17 protein-coding genes and 1 pseudogene are annotated in these 21,848 nt (G+C 67.3%); 17 read left to right on the forward strand and 1 reads right to left on the reverse strand.

Features of this window, described 5'->3' with window-relative positions; translation table 11 throughout:
* The first annotated feature begins 399 nt into the window (after positions 1-399).
* The 7 genes and pseudogenes from G5C50_RS13090 (at position 400) to G5C50_RS13115 (ending at position 8,803) form a co-directional block, all read left to right on the forward strand.
* On the forward strand, positions 400-909 hold the full coding sequence (locus G5C50_RS13090; RefSeq protein ID WP_165069955.1) for a hypothetical protein: 510 nt from the start codon (positions 400-402) through the stop codon (positions 907-909).
* A gap of 182 nt (positions 910-1,091) precedes the next feature.
* Complete coding sequence (locus G5C50_RS13095) at positions 1,092-1,544, forward strand: hypothetical protein (protein WP_165069957.1); 453 nt, start codon at positions 1,092-1,094, stop codon at positions 1,542-1,544.
* 607 nt (positions 1,545-2,151) lie between these two features.
* A complete protein-coding gene (locus G5C50_RS13100; protein WP_165069959.1) occupies positions 2,152-4,794 on the forward strand; it encodes a DUF3987 domain-containing protein in 2,643 nt (880 codons plus the stop codon).
* Positions 4,791-4,937: pseudogene (locus G5C50_RS33225) on the forward strand (TubC N-terminal docking domain-related protein); the annotation flags it as partial. The gene G5C50_RS13100 and the pseudogene G5C50_RS33225, both read left to right, overlap by 4 nt.
* 417 nt (positions 4,938-5,354) lie before the next feature.
* Positions 5,355-7,208 carry a DNA polymerase gene (locus G5C50_RS13105; RefSeq protein ID WP_240907072.1) on the forward strand — a complete coding sequence of 618 codons (1,854 nt, stop codon included), beginning with the start codon at positions 5,355-5,357 and terminating at the stop codon, positions 7,206-7,208.
* Positions 7,209-7,725: 517 nt separating this feature from the next.
* Positions 7,726-8,301, forward strand: coding sequence for a winged helix-turn-helix domain-containing protein (locus tag G5C50_RS13110; protein ID WP_165069964.1), 576 nt, complete (start codon positions 7,726-7,728; stop codon positions 8,299-8,301).
* Positions 8,252-8,803, forward strand: coding sequence for a transposase (locus G5C50_RS13115; RefSeq protein WP_165069966.1), 552 nt, complete (start codon positions 8,252-8,254; stop codon positions 8,801-8,803). The genes G5C50_RS13110 and G5C50_RS13115 overlap by 50 nt, the downstream gene beginning before the upstream one ends.
* Positions 8,804-8,822: 19 nt before the next feature.
* On the opposite strand, the gene G5C50_RS13120 is transcribed toward G5C50_RS13115, so the two are convergent.
* A complete protein-coding gene (locus tag G5C50_RS13120; protein WP_165069967.1) occupies positions 8,823-9,725 on the reverse strand; it encodes an AraC family transcriptional regulator in 903 nt (300 codons plus the stop codon).
* A gap of 282 nt (positions 9,726-10,007) precedes the next feature.
* On the opposite strand from G5C50_RS13120, the gene G5C50_RS13125 reads away from it, so the two are divergent.
* From G5C50_RS13125 to G5C50_RS13170, 10 genes are all read left to right on the forward strand, one after another.
* Positions 10,008-11,219: an efflux RND transporter periplasmic adaptor subunit gene (locus G5C50_RS13125; protein WP_165069970.1), complete on the forward strand. Its 1,212-nt coding sequence runs from the start codon at positions 10,008-10,010 to the stop codon at positions 11,217-11,219.
* A gap of 44 nt (positions 11,220-11,263) precedes the next feature.
* On the forward strand, positions 11,264-14,818 hold the full coding sequence (locus tag G5C50_RS13130) for an efflux RND transporter permease subunit (protein ID WP_165069972.1): 3,555 nt from the start codon (positions 11,264-11,266) through the stop codon (positions 14,816-14,818).
* Positions 14,819-15,081: 263 nt separating this feature from the next.
* On the forward strand, positions 15,082-16,143 hold the full coding sequence (locus G5C50_RS13135; RefSeq protein ID WP_165069975.1) for an NAD(P)-dependent alcohol dehydrogenase: 1,062 nt from the start codon (positions 15,082-15,084) through the stop codon (positions 16,141-16,143).
* Positions 16,144-16,188: 45 nt separating this feature from the next.
* Positions 16,189-17,406, forward strand: a complete 1,218-nt coding sequence (locus tag G5C50_RS13140) for an NAD(P)-dependent alcohol dehydrogenase (protein ID WP_315852316.1) — start codon at positions 16,189-16,191, stop codon at positions 17,404-17,406.
* A gap of 19 nt (positions 17,407-17,425) precedes the next feature.
* On the forward strand, positions 17,426-17,917 hold the full coding sequence (locus G5C50_RS13145) for a cyclophilin-like fold protein (RefSeq protein ID WP_165069977.1): 492 nt from the start codon (positions 17,426-17,428) through the stop codon (positions 17,915-17,917).
* A 43-nt stretch (positions 17,918-17,960) separates the two neighbouring features.
* Positions 17,961-18,728 carry a glucose 1-dehydrogenase gene (locus G5C50_RS13150; protein ID WP_165069979.1) on the forward strand — a complete coding sequence of 256 codons (768 nt, stop codon included), beginning with the start codon at positions 17,961-17,963 and terminating at the stop codon, positions 18,726-18,728.
* Between the two features lie 27 nt (positions 18,729-18,755).
* A complete protein-coding gene (locus G5C50_RS13155) occupies positions 18,756-19,739 on the forward strand; it encodes an aldo/keto reductase (protein ID WP_165069981.1) in 984 nt (327 codons plus the stop codon).
* 23 nt (positions 19,740-19,762) lie between these two features.
* Positions 19,763-19,990 (forward strand): tautomerase family protein, encoded by a 228-nt coding sequence (locus G5C50_RS13160; protein WP_165069984.1) that lies wholly within the window; start codon positions 19,763-19,765, stop codon positions 19,988-19,990.
* 119 nt (positions 19,991-20,109) lie between these two features.
* Positions 20,110-20,508: a (R)-mandelonitrile lyase gene (locus tag G5C50_RS13165; RefSeq protein ID WP_165069987.1), complete on the forward strand. Its 399-nt coding sequence runs from the start codon at positions 20,110-20,112 to the stop codon at positions 20,506-20,508.
* A gap of 213 nt (positions 20,509-20,721) precedes the next feature.
* Positions 20,722-21,768 (forward strand): NAD(P)-dependent alcohol dehydrogenase, encoded by a 1,047-nt coding sequence (locus tag G5C50_RS13170; RefSeq protein WP_165069990.1) that lies wholly within the window; start codon positions 20,722-20,724, stop codon positions 21,766-21,768.
* Positions 21,769-21,848: the final 80 nt, after the last annotated feature.

A 21,848-nucleotide genomic window follows, 5' to 3' on the forward strand; every position in this document is an offset into this window, starting at 1 on the left:
CGGGCCCGCAGATCGTGCTCGGGAGGTGAATAACGTTATTCCCTTTCGCCGGGTCAATCTCCGATGTCGCGGAGGGGCTTCGATACGAATACCCGTCCCGTGCTCGGGTCCGCCCAAACGGTGTCCCGGGGATCGCCTGCCCCTTCGCGTCCGACTCCGCCCATCCACTTGGTGCCCCCCGATCGGCTCGCACGTGCGGTGTGGCGGCCGGGCTCTCGGAGGCCCCGAGGTGCCATCCCGGGAAAAAATGGACAGGTTGGGGTCCGGCCGGCCCGCGAGTCACGCCATCCTGGTGGCGTCGACGACCGATCGTCGGTCGCGACGAACCGATCACCCCGGGGCCGCCACGCCCGCGGGCAAGCCGCGTCAGGGACGACGCCCACCAGGAGGAATCCCGACATGCACCACGAATCCCCTGACGGCGAAAGCCGGTCCGTCGTCCACACGCGCCTCAACGGCGAACGCGCGGGGGCCGAGACGCCCCACTCCGCAGCCCACGCGCCGGACGGCTGGGGCCGGCCCGGCGGCGGCGTGAGCGTGGGCCCAGGGGCCCGGGTGCCCGGGCCCGCCTACGATCCCGACCTGGATTACTCGGGCGAGTTGAGTACCGGCCCGTTCCAGCTGCGTTGGGAGTTCATCGGCCCCGCGGAGGCGGAGGCCATGCTCGGGCCGGACTTCGACGACCTCGAGCTGGACCATCAACGCATCTCGTGGTTTCGCCGGATGATGTGGGGCGGTCGCTGGGAGTTGGACTTCGACGCGATCGGGGTCGACGTCCACGGCAGGGTCGTCGCCGGCCGTCATCGCCTCTTCGCCGTCGTCGAGACCGGCGTGCGGCTCTGGTTCTTGGTCTCGCGCAGGCGCGCGGTTGAGCCGGGGGTTTCGCGCGTCGTCCCCCCCGGCGTGTGACCGGGCGGCTCCCGAGGCCGGAGAATGGACCAAGTGGTTCAGGCCCCGGCCTTCGGCTTCTCGGGCCGGTACATGGAACCGGGACATTGGGTGACGGGCGTTCGGGGACATGGGTGACAGGTTGGGGATCAGGGATGGCCTTCCGGAGCAGGCCCGCCGTGCCCCGGAGGGGCGCGTCCCACGTGTCGCCGCGATTGGAGTTCGAGGCCACGGCCTCCGCCGAGGGGGCCGACTCCCGGGAGCTTCGCCGGCGTTGCGACGTCGGCCCTGAGGCCGCTTGCAAGTGGATCGCCCGGCATCGCGAGATCGAGGTCGGGGTGCTCGGGCTCGGCGACGAGCACCCCGACCGGGGCGGTCGCAAGCCCCGCCGACGGCTGATCGGCATGGGCCGCCGCGACGCGTCCGCGGCCGGCATCATGAGCGCGAAACTCCGCCGCGACCGGCAGGCCGACGCCGCGGCCTTCGCCCGCTTCGAGCACGACGCGCTCGACAGCCGGTGGCAGATGGACTTCAAGGGCGACTTCACCGCCGCCGGCCGCCACCCCCTGGCCGTACTCGACGGCCGCTCGCGGCTCGACCTGGGCGTGTTTTCGCCCACGGCGACGATCGGGCCCCCACAGCCCGCGGCCTCCTGACGACGCTGCCCCGCCGCCACAGCCTGCGCGAGCGGCCGCCTTCACGGGCTGCCCGAGCGGCCGCCCTGCGACGACGGCTCCACTGCGGGCCGCCGGCGAGGGCTCGCGGCACCGGGCGCCTCCAACAAGTGAGACCTGAAAGTTGAATAGCGTTATTCCGCTTGCGGCCTTCAGCCGTGACTTCACCGAACGGCGTCGGCCCGGATGTAGGTCCCCTATTAGGTCGGCCCTGCCGTCGATGCAGAAGTCGCCTGACGGCGAAACCGAGGACGCCCTTAGACTCTGCCCCGCCGTTGCGACGAGTCATGAGGGCCTTTTGAGGAGTATCGGAGTGCGAAGAAGTCCTGGAAACCATGACGTCTGCGAGAGTCTTCAACCCGAGGCCACCGCCGAGGACGACCTCGTCGCGAGAGGAAGCGCCGGCCGGCCCCTTGATAGTCCTCGAAGCTTGGAGTTCGGCCCACATGGGCGAAGGGATGGAAAGGTCGAGGAAGGATCGACCGCTGCGGGAAAGGGCGTCGATCCATCGGCTTCGACGGACGCGCCGGGATCCGGGACGTCGACCCCACCCCCACGGTCGGCTTTCTGGGATCTTGCGGAGGAGCCGTTGGACGAGGCCTCCGAATCGGCGGCCGCCCATGACGTCTCGATCGGCGATCCTCTGCGATTCTCTTCCAGTCCGATCTCCTCGGTCCATCGTGAGAGCATCGCGGAATACGTCGGGGCGGGGACCAGGACCGAGCGAACCGTCGCGTACGACTATCGCGACGCCGGTGGGAATCTCCTCTATCAAGTCGTTCGGGGGCCGTACAAACGCTTCTATCAGCGCCGTCCGGACCCGACGCGGGCGGGCGAGTGGATCAACGACCTGGAGGGCGTCGCCCCGATCCTCTATCGGCTGCCGGAGCTGAACTCCGCCGCTCCTTCGGCCCGCGTCTACGTCGCGGAGGGCGAGAAGGACAGCGACCGGCTGGGGTCCCTGGGCCTCGTGGTCACGACCAACCCGATGGGGGCGGGCAAGTGGAAGGCGACTTACAACGCCTCTCTGGAAGGACGCGACGTCGTCGTGCTGCCCGACGCCGACGAGGTCGGACGCAGCCACGCGAGGGCGGTCGCCGAGTCCTTGGCCGGGACGGCCGCGAGCGTCAAGATTCTCGAACTGCCCGGCCTGCCCCACAAGGGCGACGTCTCCGACTGGCTCGACGCCGGCGGGACCGTCGACGAGCTCGAGCGGCTCGCCGACGCCGCGGAGGTCGTCGCTGCCGTCGGGAGTGTTCGGAACGTTTCTCACGACGAGAAGACCGTCATGGAGGTGGTCCGGCCCCACTTCGCCCGATTGTCGGCCGACTTCGGGCTGAGGATCGTCGCCGATTCCCCGAACGATCACGGCTGGCTGACCTGCCGCGCCTTGTACCGTGACGACGCCCGACCGTCGGCGGGACTCAACGTGCGGTCGGGCGTCTATCACGACTTCGGATCGAAGGAGTCGCTGTCGTTCCCCGAGCTATTGGCGAAGTTGAGGCCTAACGCATTCCGCGACCGTCGGGCTGTGCTCGAATACCTGGCGGAGCGTTACGACGTCGCCCCCGTCGCCGACGCCTGGCTGACTCCCGTGCCGTTCGACCTCGCCGCCCCGCCCGTCTTCCCCGTTGAAGCCCTCTCCGAATGGCAGCGCGAGTTCGTCGAGGCGGTGGCGACCGCTACCCAGACCCCCGTCGACCTTGCCGCCATGCTGGCTCTCTCGGTCGTCGCCGTCGCCTGCGCGGGCAAGGTCGAGGTCGTCGTCCGCGCCGGCTACTCCGAACCCGTGAACCTCTTCACGGCAACGGCACAACCCCCCGCCAGCCGAAAGAGCGCCGTCTTCCGCGAACTCCTCGCCCCGGTGGAGGAGTTCGAGCGGACGCTGGTTGACCAGTCGAAAGCGGCGATCGCGGAGGCCCTCGCCCTCCGGGCGATCGAGGAAAAGGCCTTGGAGAGCCTGCGGCGGCGGGCGGCGAAGGCCAAGGGGCCCGAACGGCAGAAGCTGGCCGCCGAGTCCCGGGCCCTCGCCCGCAAGCTGGCCGAGGAGGCCGTCCCTCGTCCGCCCCGCCTGCTGGCCGACGACGCCACGCCCGAGAGCCTGGGGTCCCTCCTGGCGGAGAACGGCGGCCGACTGGGAGTCTTCAGCCCCGAGGGGGGCGTTCTCGACATCCTGGCCGGCCGATACGCCGCTAACAGGGAAGCGGCGAACTACAGCGTCTTCCTGAGCGGCCACGCCGGCGACGCCCTCCGCGTCGACCGCAAGGGCCGGTCGTCGGAATTCGTCGCCCGCCCGGCACTGACACTCGGCCTCGCCGTCCAGCCCGAGGTGATCCGCGGCATGAACCGAATCCCCGGCGCGCGGGGGCGGGGCCTTCAGGCCAGGTTCCTCTACTCCGTGCCGGGGAGCCTCGTCGGACGAAGGGAAGTCGACCCGCCCCCGGCCCCTGAGCAACTTCGACGTGGGTACGGCGAACGCGTGCAGGCCCTGCTGGCCTGGAGGCAAGATGTGAAGGACGCCGTCAGGCTCGGCCTCACGGATGAAGCGCGGACTCGCTGGAACGCGTTCGCCGCGCGGCTCGAACCCCGGCTCGGTCCGTCCGGCGAACTGGTCGTGATCGCCGACTGGGCCGGCAAGCTCGCCGGGGCAGTTGCACGGATCGCCGGCCTGCTCCACATGGCGGATCACGCGTCGAACTTGACGTCCGTCGGTGCTCCCCTCTCGGCCGAGGTCATCGACCGGGCGGTCCTTATCGGCGACTACCTGATTCCCCACGCGAAGGTCGCCTTCGCGCTGATGGACCGGGACCCGTTGGTCGATGACGCCGAGCGGCTGCTGGGCTGGATCCGGCGCCGCGTCGAGGGCCGCGGGGCCGACCGCATGTTCACGAAGCGTGATGCGTTCGAAGCCCTCAAGGGACGGTTCAAGCGGTCGGCGGCCCTGGACCCGCCGCTGGAACTCCTCGCAAGCCACGGCTACATCCGACCGCGCGACAGTGAACGAGGACCCACGCGCGGCCGACCGCCGGGCCCGTGCTACGAAGTCAACCCTCTCGCCTTTCTGGACGCAGCCGATAGGCCGGAGGGAGCTTCTGCGAGTTCAGCGAACTACTCGAGCTGGGACGCGGAGGGGTCGCCCGGGATTATTGCGAATTGTGCGAATGGTATTCAGGGGCATGCCCCTGATCTCGACGAGGAGGGAGACGGGTATGAGGAGGGAGAGATCCCATGACGGCCTACGAACTCATCGTCGACTTGCGTCGCCGCGGCGTGGAACTCACGGGCCGGGCAGGGAGCCTCAGCTATCGGGCGAAACAGGGCGTGATGAAGCGGGAGGACCGAGAGGCACTCAGTGTTCATAAAAGGGACGTCCTCTTACTGCTTAGCAAGGAGACTGCTGATCTCGTCACTCCCTCGAAAAACGTCGATGGTCTGACTCCCGAAGGGTCTGTGTGGTCTGACGGTGAGCGACCACTCCAGGGGAAATATCGATCCATCGGCTTGAAACCTAAGGTTCCGCCTCACGCCGACCATTCGCAGAATTCAATCAGAGGATCGGAAAGGTGCGTTTCGACTCCCGGAGTAAATTCGCGGAGTTCGCAAACATCAGGATCGCCTGCGACAGCCCGACCTTCAGACTTCCATTCGCAATATTCGCACAAATCGACCGCGGTGGTCACGGCCGGCCTCGAACGGTCGCGGTCATCGGACGGGGATAGGGCACTCGAGCTTCCTATCTGGGACGGCAAGTCCCTAGCCGGTCAGCGCCTGGGTTTTCACGTCGAGCGAGTTTTGTCGGATCGAAGCGGGATCGTCCCATGGGGCCACGCGTCGTCCGGTCAGGGGTCGGCGAGTCGACGGATCCACCCCGACCGGCTCGGTGAGTTCGTCCGGCTCCATCGCGATCGGGAGTTCATCCTGCATGATGTCGCAGCCGGCTTCTGGCTCGTGGCTGAACATCTTATCGTGCGAAACGAGGCCGACGCGTTGAACGACTGGTGGTCGATCGCCGACCAGGGGCGGCTGCACGACCCCGCCCTGCTCGATCAGCTGATCAAGCTGGCGCAAACCGACGACGAGCCGCGCCCGCGAAGCCTCGCCGAGATCGCCGCCGAGTACGTCGGGGCCTCACGCGGATCTGGGCTCGTCGACGCCGCGGCCGCCTCCTTGAGGGCCTATTCGGTCATGCAAAGGCTGGCGATCGATTTGATGGGGCCGTACCGTGAGCAGATCCTCCGCGATGCAGTCGAAACGTGTGGTGTCCTCACCGAGACCGTCCAGGTCAAGGCGGCGATCGCCTTGGCAGCCGCCTCCCGGAACGGGCTGCGTCTGGACGTCGCCCGCTTGGAAGCCGCCAAGTCGCGCCTCCGCGACAGCGTCGCGCGATCGGTTGAGACCATTAGGGCCCTCCCCGGATGCGACCGGCTCTTTCGGACCACGCCGTCAGGGCGGTTCCTCGGGACGACGTCCGGCACTCCAAACCTGGACGTCGTCGAACTACGTCGGGTCCTCATCGGCGTGGTCGACGAGGTCGCCGCCGATTCAGGTCGATCGATCGCCGTCCCCCGCACGTCCTCCGGCGACGTTTCCACGTCGACCAAGCGCTGGGAGGCGATCGCGCCGTCGCACCCGTTCGTGTCGGCCTGGGCTGAACTCGGCAGGGCCTCCTCCCTGCTCCGTTGCGCGGCAAGCCTCGTCGGCCCCGTGGTCCGGCCGAATTACACGACCCTCGTCCGGACGGGACGCACCACCGCCAGCGGGCCGAACATCCAGGCCCTGCCCCGCCGCGGCGGCCTTCGCGAGGCTTTCGTCCCGAGTCCAGGCCACGTCTTCCTGATCGTGGACTACGTCTGCGCCGAACTGAGGACCCTGGCGGCGGTCTGCGAGGCCCGATTCGGCTCCTCGCGGCTGGCCCAGGTGCTCCGTGCCGGCGGCGATCCCCACGCCCACACGGCGGCCCTGTTCGAGGGGGTCGAGCCCCGGGAGTTCCTCCGGCTGCGATCCGGGTCGCCCCGAGACCGTGAGCGATTCAGCGTCCTGCGGCGGCGGGCGAAGGCGATTAACTTCGGCATCCCCGGCGGACTGGGCGCGGAGGCGCTGGCGGTTTACGCCCGGACGAACTTCAACGTCGCCATGACCGCGGCCGAGGCCGGGGAATTGCGGCGACGACTCATCGCCGAAGTGTACCCCGAGTTGGGGGCGTACCTCTCCGACGAGAGAGGCCCCCAGGGCGGGACCTCCCACGCCCCGCGCGGGATCGTCACGTCGAGCGGTCGCATCCGGGGAGTCGTGAACTACACCCAGGCCCGCAACACTCCCTTTCAGGGCGTCGCCGCCGACGCCGCCAAACTCGCGCTCTGGCATCTGATCCGGGACGGGCATCGGGTCGTCGCCTTCATACACGACGAGTTCGTGGTCGAGCTCCCCAAGTCCGGCGTCGACCACCTGGCGGAGGCTCGAAAGATCGAACTGATCCTCAATCGGGCGATGGAGTCGGCGACGCCCGGAATCCCCTCGGCTTGCGAGTTCGTACTCTCCAGGCGGTGGTCCAAGGACGCACGGCCCGTGTACTCGTCGGACGGCCGCCTCCTGCCATGGGACGACCAGGTCGAGCGTCGATCGGAAACGGCGGCCTTCCGGCCGTAGATGCAGCTTCGACGGGCATGGCCGAGAAGACGCCGTCGGCTGAATATCGATATTCATCCGCCACGGATGGCAGCCCGTCGACGTGCATCGACGCGGCCGACGAACCGCAAGTCGAACGTCGTCCAGCCCGACCTCGGCTCGCCTCGGTCTAGTACCAATGCTCGTTAGTTAAGGCACTCCACACTGGCTTTCGCACTTGCAGTTCCCGCGAGAAGCCCTGTGTTTTCGGCCTCATGACTTGGCCCTAAGTCGTCTCCGGGGCCTTAACTAACGGGCATTGGGTCTAGTACTCGATGCGACTCCTGGACGTCGAGATCCCTTGATCATGCAACGAAGGGCTGCAGCGACGATGTAGGCCGCTCATGCGACCGATCGACGCTGCGCACGTTCGTCTTGCGACCCTTCGGCGGTCGCGACGGTACCGATACTTGGCGAACGACGACGGGGCTGTCATACTATATCGCCTGGATTGCTATTCTTGGAGGTGGAGGCGTCCACCCGCGAGGAGGGTAGCATCATGTCGCGCATCTGGTTGCCGATCGTCGCCCATCTCAGCCCCGACGAGGTCGCCCGTCGCTACAAGGCTTGCCGCGACGGCCTGGAGAAAACCCACTGGCAGGTCGTCTGGCTGCTGACCCGCTCGCCCGAGCCGCCGACCCCGGCGGCGGTCGCCGCCCAGGTCGGGCTCACGCCGTGCTGGGTCCGGACCGTCCTAAAGCGGTGGAACGCCGAGGGCCCCGTCGGCCTGATCGACCGTCGTTCCATCTCCAACGGCGGCCGGCCCAAGCTGTCGGACGAGCAGCGGGCCGCCCTGTTCGAGGCCCTGCAGGGGCGGCCCGACGACGGCGGCCTCTGGAGCGGGCCCAAGGTCGCCGCCTACGTCCGCGACCGTTGGGGCGTCGAGGTCTGCGTCCAGACCGCCTGGAAGTGGATGACCCAGGTGGGCTTCAGCCTCCAGATACCACGGCCCAAGAACCCCGGGGTCGCCGACGCCGAGGAGCGCGGAGAGTGGAAAAGGCGCCCTGGCCGACCGGGTGGCGGCGTTGCGTCGCGACCGCCCCGACAAGGCCGTCGAGCTCTGGGCCGAGGATGAGGCCCGGCTGGGGCTCAAGCCGATCGCCCGCCGCGTCTGGTCGCCGCGCGGCGTCCGCCCCACGGCCCACGGCCGGACCAAGTACGAGTGGCTCTACGTCGATGGATTCGTCCGGCCCGTCGACGGGAGGAACCTGGAGTTGATCCTGCCGTCGGCGAACACGGATTGGATGTCGGCGGCCCTGGCCGAGTTCGCCCGCTGGGCCGACCCGGGCGACGAGAAGTTGCTGGTGCTCCTGGTCGACAACGCCGGCTGGCACCTGGCGGGCCGCCTGAAGGTGCCGCCGAACGTCGTCCTGCACCGGTTGCCGCCCTGCACCCCGGAACTGCAGCCGGCCGAGCCTCTCTGGCTCCTGGTCCGCGAGTTCGCCGCCAACCGAGGCTTCGCCGACCTCGACGCCATGCAGGAACCCCTGGTCGGTCGCTGCGAATGGCTCATCCACCACCCCGAAGCCGTCCGCGGCCCCGTCGGCTTCCATTGGGCCCTCACCATCGATCGTTAGCCTTCAGGGCGATTCGGTATCAGCCGATGGCCAGGCGAGTCCGCGTCTGCTCGACTTCTTCGAGCGGAGTCGCTCCGAAGAGTCGTTTGAACTCGCGGCTGAACTGCGACGCGCTCTCGTAGCCGACCGCCCGCGCGGCCTGGCCTGCGTTGAGGCCGTCGTGGGCCATGAGCCGTCGCGCTTGGTCGAGCCGGATCCTCTTCAGGTACTGGAGCGGGGAACTGGCCGTCACCAGCTTGAAGTAGTGGTGGAACGCGGCGACGCTCATCCCCGCCTTTCGGGCCAGGTCGTCGACGCCTACCGGGTTCGCGTAGTCCGAGTGGATGTAACGCAGGACGCGGGCGATCCGGGCGAAGTGGTCGTCGCGATTCGCGAACGCCCGGAGGGCACCGCCCTGCTCCCCCAGGAGCACGCGGTAGACGACCTCCCGGACAGCCTGCCGGCCCAGCATGCGGCTGTCGAGCGGGGATTTCAGGCATTCCAGCAGCCGGCAGACGGCCTCGCCAAGGTCCTCGGTCATCGGGGTCGAGGAGATTCCACGCGGCACGGCGGCCGGCGAAGGGGCGAGTTCGTCCATCTCGAGCAGCATCTCGCCGATCGTCGTCGGATCGACGTCGATCGCCAGCAGGAGCATGGGCTCCTCGGGGGTCGCGTTCGTCTCGCATTCGGCCGGCATCGGCACGGCGAGTACGAGGTAGTTGTAGGCGTCGTACCGGTAGGTCTCGCCGCCCAGGTAGGCCTGCTTCGAGCCCTGCCCGACGAAGAGGATCTTCGGCTGATAGACGATGGGGGCGCGGACGGCCGGATCCGACCTGCGGACGATCGACACTCCTTCGACACGCATCGGGTGGATGCCGTCGCATTCGGCCAACTCGCCGAGCATCAACGCGAGCCTCTCGCGGATTTCGCCTCGGCCTCTCATGACCACTCTCCAGATTGCTCGTAGTGATTACGGAATCAAGCTACATGATACGGCATTCGGGAGCGAGTTCGCCCGGGTTGCTGGAGAAATAGGCAAACCTTCTGGAGAAACGGTCCTTTCCTCGGGCGATCATCCGGCCATTAATGACAGAGTCGGCAAACCTGCTGATCACGGCGCAGGGGGGCCGCTACGCGGAGCACAACGATCAAGCGGACGACCAGCCGCTGATGCGGGTTGGACTGCGATCGCTTCGGGAAATGTCATTGCTGGAGAGCGAGCTTCATGCGTCACCCGATCGGACTGGTCCTGATCCTACTCTCGGGCCTCGGGCCCCTCGGTTGCTCGAAGCCGCCAGCGGCCGTCGTGGCATCGGCCCCGGCCGAGGTGCTAGTGAGCTTCCCCGTCGAGCGAGAGGTCGCCGAGTACGCTGACTTCACGGGTCGGCTCGAGGCGGTCCGCTCGGTCGAGGTCCGCGCCCGGGTTGGCGGCCACCTGGATCGGGTCCACTTCCAGGACGGCGACGAGGTGAAGGAGGGCGACCTCCTCTTCGAGATCGACCCCCGCCCCTATGAATTCGCACTCGAGCGTGCTGAAGGCACCGCGGCCCAGGCGGAGGCGCGGCTGGAACGGCTGGAGGTCGACCAGAGGCGGACCTCCAACCTCCTTAGCCGGGGAGCGAGCAACCGCGAGGAGTACGACCACGTCTTCGCGGACCTCAAGGAGGCCAAGGCCTCCCTGAACGTGGCCCGGGCCGACCGCGACCTTGCCAAGCTCAACGTGGGATTCGCGCGGGTCGCCGCGCCGTTCGCGGGGCGGCTCAGCCGCAGGCTCGTCGACCCGGGGAACCTGGTGGAGGCCAATACGACGCCGCTCACGACCATCGTGTCGCTCGACCGGATGTACGTCTATTTCGACATCGACGAGCGGACGGTCCTGACCATCCGCTCGCTCATCCGCGACGGCCGGGCGCAGTCCCGCACCGGTGGGTCCACGCTGCCGATCCTGGCCGGCCTGGCCAACGAAGAGGGATTCCCCCACCGCGGCTCCATCGACTTCAGCGACAACCGGCTCAACCCCAGGACGGGCACGCTCCGCGTCCGCGGGACGATCGCGAACCCGGTCATCGAAGGTCGGGGCATTCGGATGCTCTCCCCCGGGCTGTTCGCCCGCGTCCGGCTCCCCTTCGGAACGCCCCACCGGGCCCTGCTCGTCACGGAGCGGGCCGTCGACACTGACCAGGGCCAGAAGATTCTCTACGTGGTGGACGCCAAGGACCAAGTCGCCGTTCGTCCCGTCCGCCTGGGAGCCGTCCACGACGGGCTTCGCGAGGTGGAGTCGGGATTAACCCCCGGCGAGCGGGTGGTCGTCGTCGGCCTTCAGCAGATAAGGCCGGGCGCGGTCGTCGCCCCGAAGGTCGTCGAGATGCCGGCCCTGTCGGTCGAGAAGGACTCCCTTCCCGCGGCCGCCGCGGGCGGGATCGCCAGCGTCGACTGAACGCGTGAGTCTCACTGAGGTCCGCATCACCCCGAGGTTGCTCAATGCTCGCGCGCTTCTTCATCGATCGTCCGGTCCTGGCCTGGGTCATCTCCATCGTCATCGTGCTCATGGGCGGGATCGCCGTGGGCTTGCTTCCGATCGCCCAGTACCCGAATGTGACCCCGCCCACGGTCCGCGTCGAGGCCACCTACGCCGGGGCCAGCGCCCAGGTCGTGGCCGATACGGTGGCGGCGCCGATCGAGCAGGAGATCAACGGCGTCGAGGGAATGCTCTACATGTCGTCGCAGAGCGGCAACGACGGCTCCTACATCCTCGACGTTACGTTCGAACTCGGCACCGACATCAACATGGCCCAGGTCCTGGTGCAGAACCGGGCTAGCATCGCCCTGCCGAAGGTCCCCGCCGAGGTCAGGGCCGTGGGCGTGACGGTCAAGAAGCGGTCGCCTGACATCCTGCTGGTCGTCAACCTGTACTCCGACGACGACAAGTCGACGGGAAAGCCCGTCTACGACCAGCTCTACCTGAGCAACTACGCGACCATCAACCTGCAGGACCAGCTGCGGCGGATCTCGGGCGTTGGCGACGTCTTCTCTTTCGGCGGCCAGGAATACAGCATGCGGGTCTGGCTGGACCCGAACCGGCTGGCCTCGCGCAACCTGACCGCGGGCGACGTGGTGAGGGTCCTCCGCGAGCAGAACATCCAGGTCGCCGCCGGGCAGATCGGACGACCGCCGGTCCCGGTCGGCCAGGATTTCCAGTACACCCTGCGCACGCTCGGCCGGTTGGTCGAGGCCGAGCAATTCGCCGACATCATCCTCGCCACGGGCGACGACGGCGAGGTCACCCGCCTGAGGGACGTCGGCCGCACCGAACTCCGCGCCCGGGCCGAGGACCAGAGCCTGTTCCTCGACGGCAAACCCTCGGTGGGGCTGGCGATCTTCCAGCTCCCCGGCTCGAACGCCCTCGACGTGGCCGACCTGGTCAAGGCCCGCATGCACGATCTGGAGGGTCGCTTTCCCGCCGGGCTCAAATACGCCATCGCGTATGACACGACGCCGTTCATCCGAGAGTCGGTGGGCGAGGTCGTCAACACCCTACGCGACGCCGTGATCCTGGTCGCCCTGGTCGTGCTGCTCTTCCTGCAGGACTGGAAGGCGTTGCTCCTGCCGGTCATTGATGTGGGCGTGTCGCTGGTGGGCACCTTCGCGGTGATGATGATCCTGGGCTTCTCGCTCAACAACCTGACGCTGTTCGGCCTGGTTCTGGCCATCGGCATCGTGGTCGACGACGCGATCGTCGTGCTCGAGAACATCGAGCGCTGGCTGGAGAAGGGCCTGCCGGTGCGCGAGGCTACCATCGGCGCCATGAACGAGATCACCGGGCCGATCCTCGCCATCACGCTGGTCCTCAGCTCGGTGTTCCTTCCGAGCGCCTTCCTGGGGGGCATCACCGGGCAGTTCTTCCGCCAGTTCGCCCTGACGATCTCGGCGTCGATGATCATCTCGGCCATCAACGCCATGACGATGACCCCCGCCCGGGCCGCCTCGATCTTCGCCGGCCGCACGATCGGCCACGGCGGGGGTCACGGGGCGCACGGCGGCGACGGCAAGGAGGTGCTCCCCTGGTGGAGCTTCGCCCTGCTGGGCGGCTACATCTCCATCAAGTTCCTCACCCCGCTTGCCGCCGCCTGGATGGGCATCTCCGACGGGCATGGAGAAGGCCATGCCGCGGTGGCGGGCCTGAAGGATTCGCTGATCTCGCTGGCGACGAACGCGGTGCTCTTCATCCCCGGCGCCGTCGTGGGGGGCCTCGTGGGCCGGCTCGTCATCCGGCCCACGAACTGGATCCTGGGTAAGTTCTGCCGCGGCTTCAACTGGATCTTCGACCGCGCGACCGACGCCTATGGCCGCGTCGTGGGCTGGTCCATCCGCCTGGCGGTCATGGTGCTGCTCGTCTACGGCGGCCTGATCGGCCTGACGGGCTACGGCTTTACTCGGGTGCCCTCGGGGTTCATCCCCAACCAGGACAAGGGCCGCCTAGTGGCCAACGTCCAGTTGCCCGACTCGGCGTCGCTCGAGCGCACGTACGACGTGATGGACCGGGCCGCGGCGATCGCTCGCGACACGCCGGGGGTTGCCCACACGATCGCCAACCCGGGTCGGTCGTTCATCCTCAACGCCATCAGCTCGAATCTGGGCTCGATGTTCATACCGCTCGAGCCGTTCCACGACCGCCGGTCGCCCGACCTCACCTCCGACGCGATCGCGGCCAAGCTCCGCGAGCGGTTCCGCCGCGAGATCCCCGAGGCCAAGATCAACGTCTTCGGCGCGCCGGCCGTTGACGGGCTGGGGAGCGCGGGCGGCTTCAAGCTCATGGTGGAGGCCACCGGCGACGTCAACTTCGCCGCGCTCCAGGCCCAGGCCGACAACCTGGCGGCCCAGGGCGGCCGCCAGCCGGGGCTCGTGGGGCTGCTCAACGGCTTCCGCTCGAGCACGCCCCAACTCTACGCGGACGTGGACCGGACCAAGGTCCGCACGATGGGCATCGGCATCGCCGACGTTTTCGAGACGCTCCAGGTCTACCTCGGCGGCTACTACGTCAACGACTTCAATCGCTTCGGCCGCACCTGGCAGGTCAATATCCAGGCTGACGCCCCGTTCCGGGCCACCGCCGACGACGCCCGTCAGTTCAAGGTCCGCAACGCCGACGGCGACATGGCCCCGCTGGGCGCCGTGGTCGACTTCCGCGACTCCTACGGGCCGGTCACCGTGACCCGCTACAACATGTTCCCGGCGGCCACGATCTCCGGCGCGTCCCTGCCGGGGACGAGCACCGGCGAGGTGGTCCGGATGATGGAGGCCGTGGCGGACAAGGAACTGCCCCGGTCGATGACGTACGAGTGGACCGAGTTGAGCCTCCTGCAGAAGCAGGCCGGCAAGATCGAGAGCTTCCGCGACCTCCGCCAGAACCCCTTCAGCGCGTTCGTGCTGGGGGCGGTACTCGTGTTCTTCGTCCTGGCGGGGCTCTACGAAAGCTGGTCGCTCCCTCTGGCGGTGATCCTAGTGGTGCCGATGTGCCTGCTCAGCGCGCTCGCGGGCGTCGCCATGGCGGGCATGGATGTGAACATCTTCGTCCAGGTGGGATTCGTGGTGCTCGTGGGCCTGGCGTGCAAGAACTCCATCCTGATCGTCGAGTTCGCCCGAGACCGCCAGGCGGAGGGCGTCCCTCGCTCCGCCGCCGCGCTGGAGGCGGCCAAGGTGCGGCTCCGGCCGATCATCATGACGTCCCTGGCCTTCATCTTCGGCGTCTACCCGCTGGTGGTCGCCGAGGGGGCCGGGGCCGAGATGCGCAGGACGCTGGGCACGGCGGTCTTCGCCGGGATGATCGGCGTCACCCTCTTCGGCATCTTCCTGACGCCGGTCTTCTACGTCGTGGTCCGGTGGTTCAGCGACCGGGGCGAAGCCTCCCACGTGGACGCGAGCGACCTGCTCCACATCGAACCCGCCCGCATCACCGATCCTCCGTCGCACTCCGACGGAGATGAAGAGGCATCCCACGGAGAGCTTGTCTCCCTGCCCTCCCAGGATCGCGATTGATCGACGCCGCGGTGTAGACGATCCGCCCTCAAGTCTTGGCTGAGCGCGAGGCGAGATCGCCCCTGCGCAGATTCGGGCTATCTCTTGCGGGATTCGGCGATCCGATCCTGCAAGCCCCAAGAGAAACAGGCTAGAACTCTGGAGGATCGTTCCTTTTCATCCCTCTTGAGCCGGCCTTTAATGAAACCGAAGGGCGAGGCGAGACCAGAGTAGACAACGCCTCCCCCCGAACCGAGCGTTCTTTGCATCGAGGAGAATGAGCTATGTACAAGTCCAAGGCCTTCGCCGCCGGGAGCCCCAAGGACGTGCTAGCCGGGACGATCATCCCGCGGCGCGACGCGACCGAGCGCGACGTCCAGATCGAGATCCTCTTCTGCGGCGTGTGCCACTCCGACCTCCACACGGCGCGGGACGAGTGGCACGACATGATGCCCACCGTCTACCCGTGCGTCCCCGGCCACGAGATCGTGGGAAGGGTGACGAAGGTCGGAAGTTCTGTCAAAAAGTTCAAGGCGGGCGACGTCGTCGGCGTCGGTTGTCTGGTCGCCGCCGACCACGAGTGCCCGAATTGCAAGGACGGCTTCGAGCAGTTCTGTCCAAACGCCAGCTTTACCTACAACAGCCCCGACAAGCACGGGACGGCCCCCGTCACCTACGGCGGCTACTCGGACAGCATCGTGGTGGACGAGGGAGCGGTCCTCCGCATCCCGACAAACCTCGACCTCGCTTCGGCGGCCCCGCTCCTTTGCGCGGGCATCACGACCTACTCCCCGCTCAAGCGGAATCAGGTCGGCCCCGGCAAGAAGGTCGGCGTCGTGGGCCTGGGAGGCCTTGGGCACATGGGCGTCAAGTTCGCCCGCGCGATGGATGCGCGCGTCGTCGTGTTCAGCACTTCCCCGTCCAAGCGAGAGGACGCCTTGAGACTTGGCGCCGACGAGGTGGTCGTCTCGAAAGACGCCTCGGAGATGAGGAAGCACGCCGGCTCGTTCGACATGATCCTCGACTGCGTGTCGGCCGAGCACGACTTGAATGCGTATCTCGGCCTCCTCCGCCGCGGCGGCAACATGACGCTCGTGGGCGTGCCCGAGAAGCCGACGAATCTGAACGCCTTCGCCCTCGTCTACGGCAACAAGTCGCTCGCGGGCTCGATGATCGGCGGGTTCGCCGAGACGCAGGAGATGCTCGACTTCTGCGGCGACCACGGCATCGTCTCCGACGTCGAGGTCATCGCCATCCAGCAGATCAACCAGGCCTACGAGCGGATGCTCAAGGGAGACGTCAAGTACCGCTTCTCGATCGACATGGCGTCGCTCAAGTCAGATTGACTGGTCGCACAAGTTTAACAGTTGGATACGAGAGGGAGGCACCTTATGAGAAACGCTTCGGACGAGAGTCGAGACGGTTCGACGACCAAGCTGGGACGGAGAGAGTTCGCGGTCACGGGAGCGAGCCTTGCGTTGACGCCGATGATCCTCGGCGGCGCCGTCGCGGCAGCCCATGACGGTTCCAACGAATCGAGCTCGGACACGTCTCCGATCAAGGCTCGCGCCTACGGCAGCACGAGAGCGGACTCCCCGATCGGCCCGATGCAGATCGAGCGGCGGGCCGTCGGGCCGAACGACGTGCTGCTCGACGTCCTCTACTGCGGCATCTGCCATTCCGACGTCCACCAGGCGCGGAACGAGTGGTCGTCGTGGAATCCGACGCAGTATCCGTGCGTCCCGGGACACGAGATCATCGGCCGGGTTCGGGCGGTCGGCAAGAACGTGACCAAGTTCAAGGTCGGCGACGTGGGCGGCGTCGGCTGCATGGTGGACTCGTGCGGCAAGTGCGAGGGGTGCCTCGACGATCGCGAGCAGACGTGCACCCAGCCGGCCACCTTCACCTACAACTCGCCCGACCTCGTCTCGGGAGGCCACACGTACGGCGGCTATTCGACGGCAATGGTTGTGGCCGAACGCTTCGTCGTCCGCATCCCGCCGGGGATGGACCTCGCGGCGACCGCCCCGCTCCTCTGCGCGGGAATCACGACGTTCTCGCCCATCCAGCACTGGGAGCTTTCTCCGGGCCAGAGGGTCGGCGTCGTGGGCCTCGGCGGCCTCGGCCACATGGCCGTCAAGCTCGCCGGGTCGCGCCGGGCCGAGGTCACCGTCTTCACGACCTCGCCGGGCAAGCTGGCCGACGCGAAGCGCCTCGGCGCAAAGGATGCCGTGCTCTCGACCGATGCAGACGCGATGAAGGGGCTCGCGGGCCGCTTCGACCTCGTCATCGCGACGGTCCCGAAGGCTTTCCCGATGCTCCCGTTCCTGAACGTCCTCAAGCCGGATGCGACCCTCGTCAACGTCGGCACCCTGGACATGCTCCAGGAGGTCAGCGGGCCGAGCCTCGTGATGGGACGGAGGAGCATCGCGGGATCGGCGATCGGCGGCATCGCCGAAACCCAGGAGATGATCGACTACTGCGCGGCCCGGAACATCAAGGCCGACGTCGAGGTCATCGGCCCCGGCGACATCAACAGGGCGTTCGACCGGGTCGTGAAGAAGGACGTCCGCTACCGCTTCGTCGTCGATATGTCGAAGACGGCGTGATTCAGGAAAAGGGATCCCGATGGGCGCCTGGCGACGCACAGCCCTCCTCATCGCGACGGCCTCGATCGGCGTCGCCGGCTGCGGCGAGGGGGAATCGCCCCCACCCGTCGCGGCCGCCGAGCGGGTCGTCCCAAGAGAGGGGCCGAAGGACGAAACGAAGGGCGAGAAGATGAAGGTCACGATCGGCACGCGGACGTTCTCGGCGAAGCTCGACGACAACCAGGCGACGGCCAAACTGCGCGAGATGCTCCCGCTGATGCTCGACATGAGCGAACTGAACGGCAACGAGAAGTTCGCACGCCTGCCCGAACCGCTTCCGACCAACGCCGCGAACCCGGGCACGATCCGGAGCGGAGACCTGATGCTCTGGGGGGCGGACACCCTCGTGGTCTTCTACGAGACGTTCCAGACCGGCTACAGCTACACGCGGCTCGGGAGGATCGACGATTCCGCCGGGATCGAGGAGGCGGTTGGACACGGAGGCGTGAAGGTCTCCCTCGAACTCGAATGACCGCGGCATCAACAAACACGAGTCCGACAGGACGGGTCGAACCATGAAGAATACACTCGATTTCAGCGGCAAGGTCGCGCTCGTTACGGGCGCTGCGGCCGGGATGGGGCTCGCGACTGCGAGGGCTTTCGCCGAGGCAGGCGCGGCCGTGGTGCTTTCGGACTTCAGGGGGGAGGCCGCGGAAGCGGAAGCGAAGAAGCTGGTCGCGGCCGGGTGCAGGGCGATCGCCGTCCGGTGCGACGTGAGCGACGATGAGCAGGTGGCGTCGCTCGTGGAGACCACCGTGTCCGAGTTCGGCCGTCTCGACGTCGCGTTCAACAACGCGGGCGTCATGGCCAAGATCGCACCGACGGGGGAGAGCACGCGCGAGGATTGGGACCGCGTCATCGGGATCAACCTCCGGGGCGTCTGGAGTTGCATGAAGCACGAGCTGCGCCAGATGGAGCGGCAGGGCTCCGGCGCTATCGTCAACAACGCATCGGTCGGGGCGCTCACGGGCAACCCCGGCATCGGTTCGTACATCGCCTCGAAGCATGGGGTGGTCGGGCTGACGCGGACGGCGGCCCTCGAGTACGTCAAGCTCGGCGTTCGCGTGAACGCGGTTAATCCCGGATTGATCGACACCCAGATCGCCCGCGACGTCGTCTCCGGGGACGAACAGGCTTATTGCGAGATCGCCAAGGGCGTGCCGATGGGGCGCGCAGGCAAGCCCGAGGAGATCGCCGCAGCCGTCCTCTGGCTGTGCAGCCCAGGTGCGAGCTATGTCGTGGGACACGCTCTCACCGTCGACGGCGGGATGACCGTGGTCTGATCACCCATCTAAGTGGAGGAGAACGATATGGAGACGCGAAAGCTTGGCAAGAGCGGCCTGGAGGTCTCGTCGATCGGCTTCGGGTGCATGGGGATGAGCTTCGGCTACGGGCCGCCCATGGAGAGGCGCGAGGCTGTCGCGCTGATCCACGCGGCCGTCGATCGCGGCGTCACGTTCTTCGACACCGCCGAGGCGTACGGGCCGTTCTCGAACGAGGAACTGCTCGGCGAGGCGCTCGCGCCTTACCGGGACAAGGTCGTCGTCGCCACGAAGTTCGGCTGGAAGGGCGGCCGGCCCGCGGACGGCGTCGACAGCCGCCCCGAGCGTATTCGGCAGGTCGCCGAGGAGTCGATCAAGCGTCTCCGCGTCGAGGCGATCGACCTGTTCTACCAGCACCGAGTCGACCTTGAAGTGCCGATCGAGGACGTCGCGGGGACGGTCAAGGACCTGATCCGCGAGGGGAAGGTCAAGCACTTCGGTCTCTCCGAGGCGGGAGTGCAGACAATCCGCCGCGCCCACGCCGTCCAGCCGGTGGCCGCCCTGCAGAGCGAGTACTCGCTCTGGTGGCGGAATCCGGAGAACGAAATCCTCCCGACGCTCGAGGAACTCGGCATCGGATTCGTCCCCTTCAGCCCGCTCGGGAAGGGATTCCTCGCCGGGAAGATCGACGAGGGCACCGCGTTCGAGGCCTCCGACTTCCGGAATTCCGTACCCCGATTCGCTCCGGAAGCCCGAAAGGCCAACCGGGCCCTGGTCGCGGAGTTCGAGGCGATCGCCGGCCGCAAGGGCGTGACGCCCGCCCAACTCGCGCTCGCGTGGCTCCTGGCCCAGAAGCCCTGGATCGCGCCCATCCCGGGGACGACGAAGCTCCACCGCCTCGAGGAGAACCTCGGCGCGGCCGACGTCGCGCTCTCGGCCGACGACCTCCGAGAGATCGAAGCGGCCACGTCCGGGGTAGAAGTGCAAGGCGCCCGATATCCCGAGCAACTGCAGCAGTACGTCGGCCGTTGACCGACCCAGCAATGGAGAGGGCCATGCCGCACGTCATCGTCAAGCTCGTGCCGGGGAAGTCGGAAGGACAGAAGGAGAAGCTCGCCGAAGCCATCGCCAAGAATGTCACGGACGTGCTCGGCTACGGCGAGGAGGCGGTCTCGGTCGCCTTCGAGGAGATCGACGCGGACGAATGGGCCGAGAAGGTGTACAGGCCCGACATTGAACGGGCCGCGGGGAAGCTCTACAAGAAACCAGGGTACTCAATGTGAGCAGGTCGATCGTGATGTCATCCCGCAGGGCGTTCTTGACCACGGTGGGCGCGGTCTCAGCCCTGTTCACAATGCGTCGCGCTCTCGCGACCCTTTCATCCAAGATTCAGGAGGCAGATATGGAGATCACGCGGGCGGGATCGCAGCCGTCGAACAAGGGCCCGGCCGATTGGTTCACCGGATCGGTTCGCATCGACATGCTTTTCCAGCCGAAGGCCCCGGCGCGGGCGGCCGCGGCGCATGTCACGTTCGAGCCCGGCGCCCGCACGGCGTGGCACACCCACCCTCTCGGCCAGACCTTGATCGTCACCTCCGGCTGCGGTTGGGTGCAGAAGCAGGGCGGGCCCGTGGAAGAGGTGCGCCCGGGCGACGTCGTGTGGTTCCCGCCGGGCGAGAAGCATTGGCACGGGGCGTCGCCTACCACGGCGATGACTCACATCGCCGTCCAGGAGGCCCTCGACGGCAAGATGGTCGAATGGCTGGAGAAGGTCGAAGACGAGCAATATCGGCGATCCTGAGTGTTGCCGCTGAAGGGTCGACCGGCGGACCTCCGACTCCCTGGCCAGGCACTACGACCACCGAGGCGACCGACGGCGTCTGGGCTGTTGAAGACCCACGCCGTCCCCTCGATACAACGACGAGATCAGCTCCCCTTGCGGGACGGGCTAGGCAACGCTCAGCCTGGTTCACTCGCTCCTCGATTGATTGACTGCAGCGGAGAATCGAAGAGTATGAAAACGTATCAGACCAGGGCCATCGGAACCGACGCCCCGTCGAAGCCCCTGACCGAGCGGAACATCCCCCGCCGGGACCTCCTGCCGCACGACGTCCAGATCGAGATCCTCTACTGCGGGATCTGCCACTCGGACCTGCACGTGGTGAAGAACGATTGGGGCGGAACGACCTACCCCGTGGTGCCGGGACACGAGATCGTGGGGCGAGTCACCAAGGTCGGCGGCGAGGTCGGCAAGTTCAAGGTCGGCGAGGTGGCGGCGATCGGCTGCATTGTGGACAGTTGTCGGTCATGTGAGTACTGCCGGAGCGGCGAGGAGCAGTACTGCGAGAATGGCTGGAGCGTCGTCTTCAACAGCCCAGACAAACACCTGGGCGGTATGAGCTACGGCGGTTTCTCGAAGAGCATCGTGGCCGACGAGAACTACGTGCTCCGCATCCCAGAATTGCTCGACCCGGCGAGCGCCGCTCCTATTCTCTGCGCCGGCATCACCGTCTACTCGCCGCTGAAGCACTGGAAGGCCGGGCCGGGCAAGAAGGTCGGCGTCCTCGGCATGGGCGGCCTCGGGCACATGGCGATCAAGATCGCCGCCGCGATGGGAGCCGAGGTTACCGTCTTCACCACATCTTCCGCCAAGGCGGCCGACGCCAAGCGGTTGGGGGCCTCCAAGGTCGTGGTCTCGACCGACGAGCAGCAGATGGTTGGCTGCGCGAAGCAAGACCTGATCGTGGACACGGTCTCCGCCGAACACGACGCCAACGCGTACCTGAAGCTTCTGAAGGTGGACGGATCGCTCGTACTCGTGGGACTGCCCGTCAAGCCGCTCGAAGTCGGCGCGTTCAACATCGTCGGCGGTCGGAAGAGCCTGTCCGGGTCGAACATCGGCGGTATCGCCGAGACCCAGGAAGTCCTCGACTTCTGCGCCCACCACAAGATCGCGGCCGAGATCGAATTGCTGCCTGCGGGCCGGGTCAACGAGGCCATGGAGCGCCTGGAGAAGGGGGACGTGAGGTATCGCTTCGTCCTCGATATGACCAGGCTTTGACGGCCCGACGACCTCGACCGGCGTTCACAGGACCATTCCTCGACATCGGGAAGATGCACCCGCATGCCAGACACCACACT

Source organism: Paludisphaera rhizosphaerae (assembly GCF_011065895.1).
Lineage (GTDB): Bacteria > Planctomycetota > Planctomycetia > Isosphaerales > Isosphaeraceae > Paludisphaera > Paludisphaera rhizosphaerae.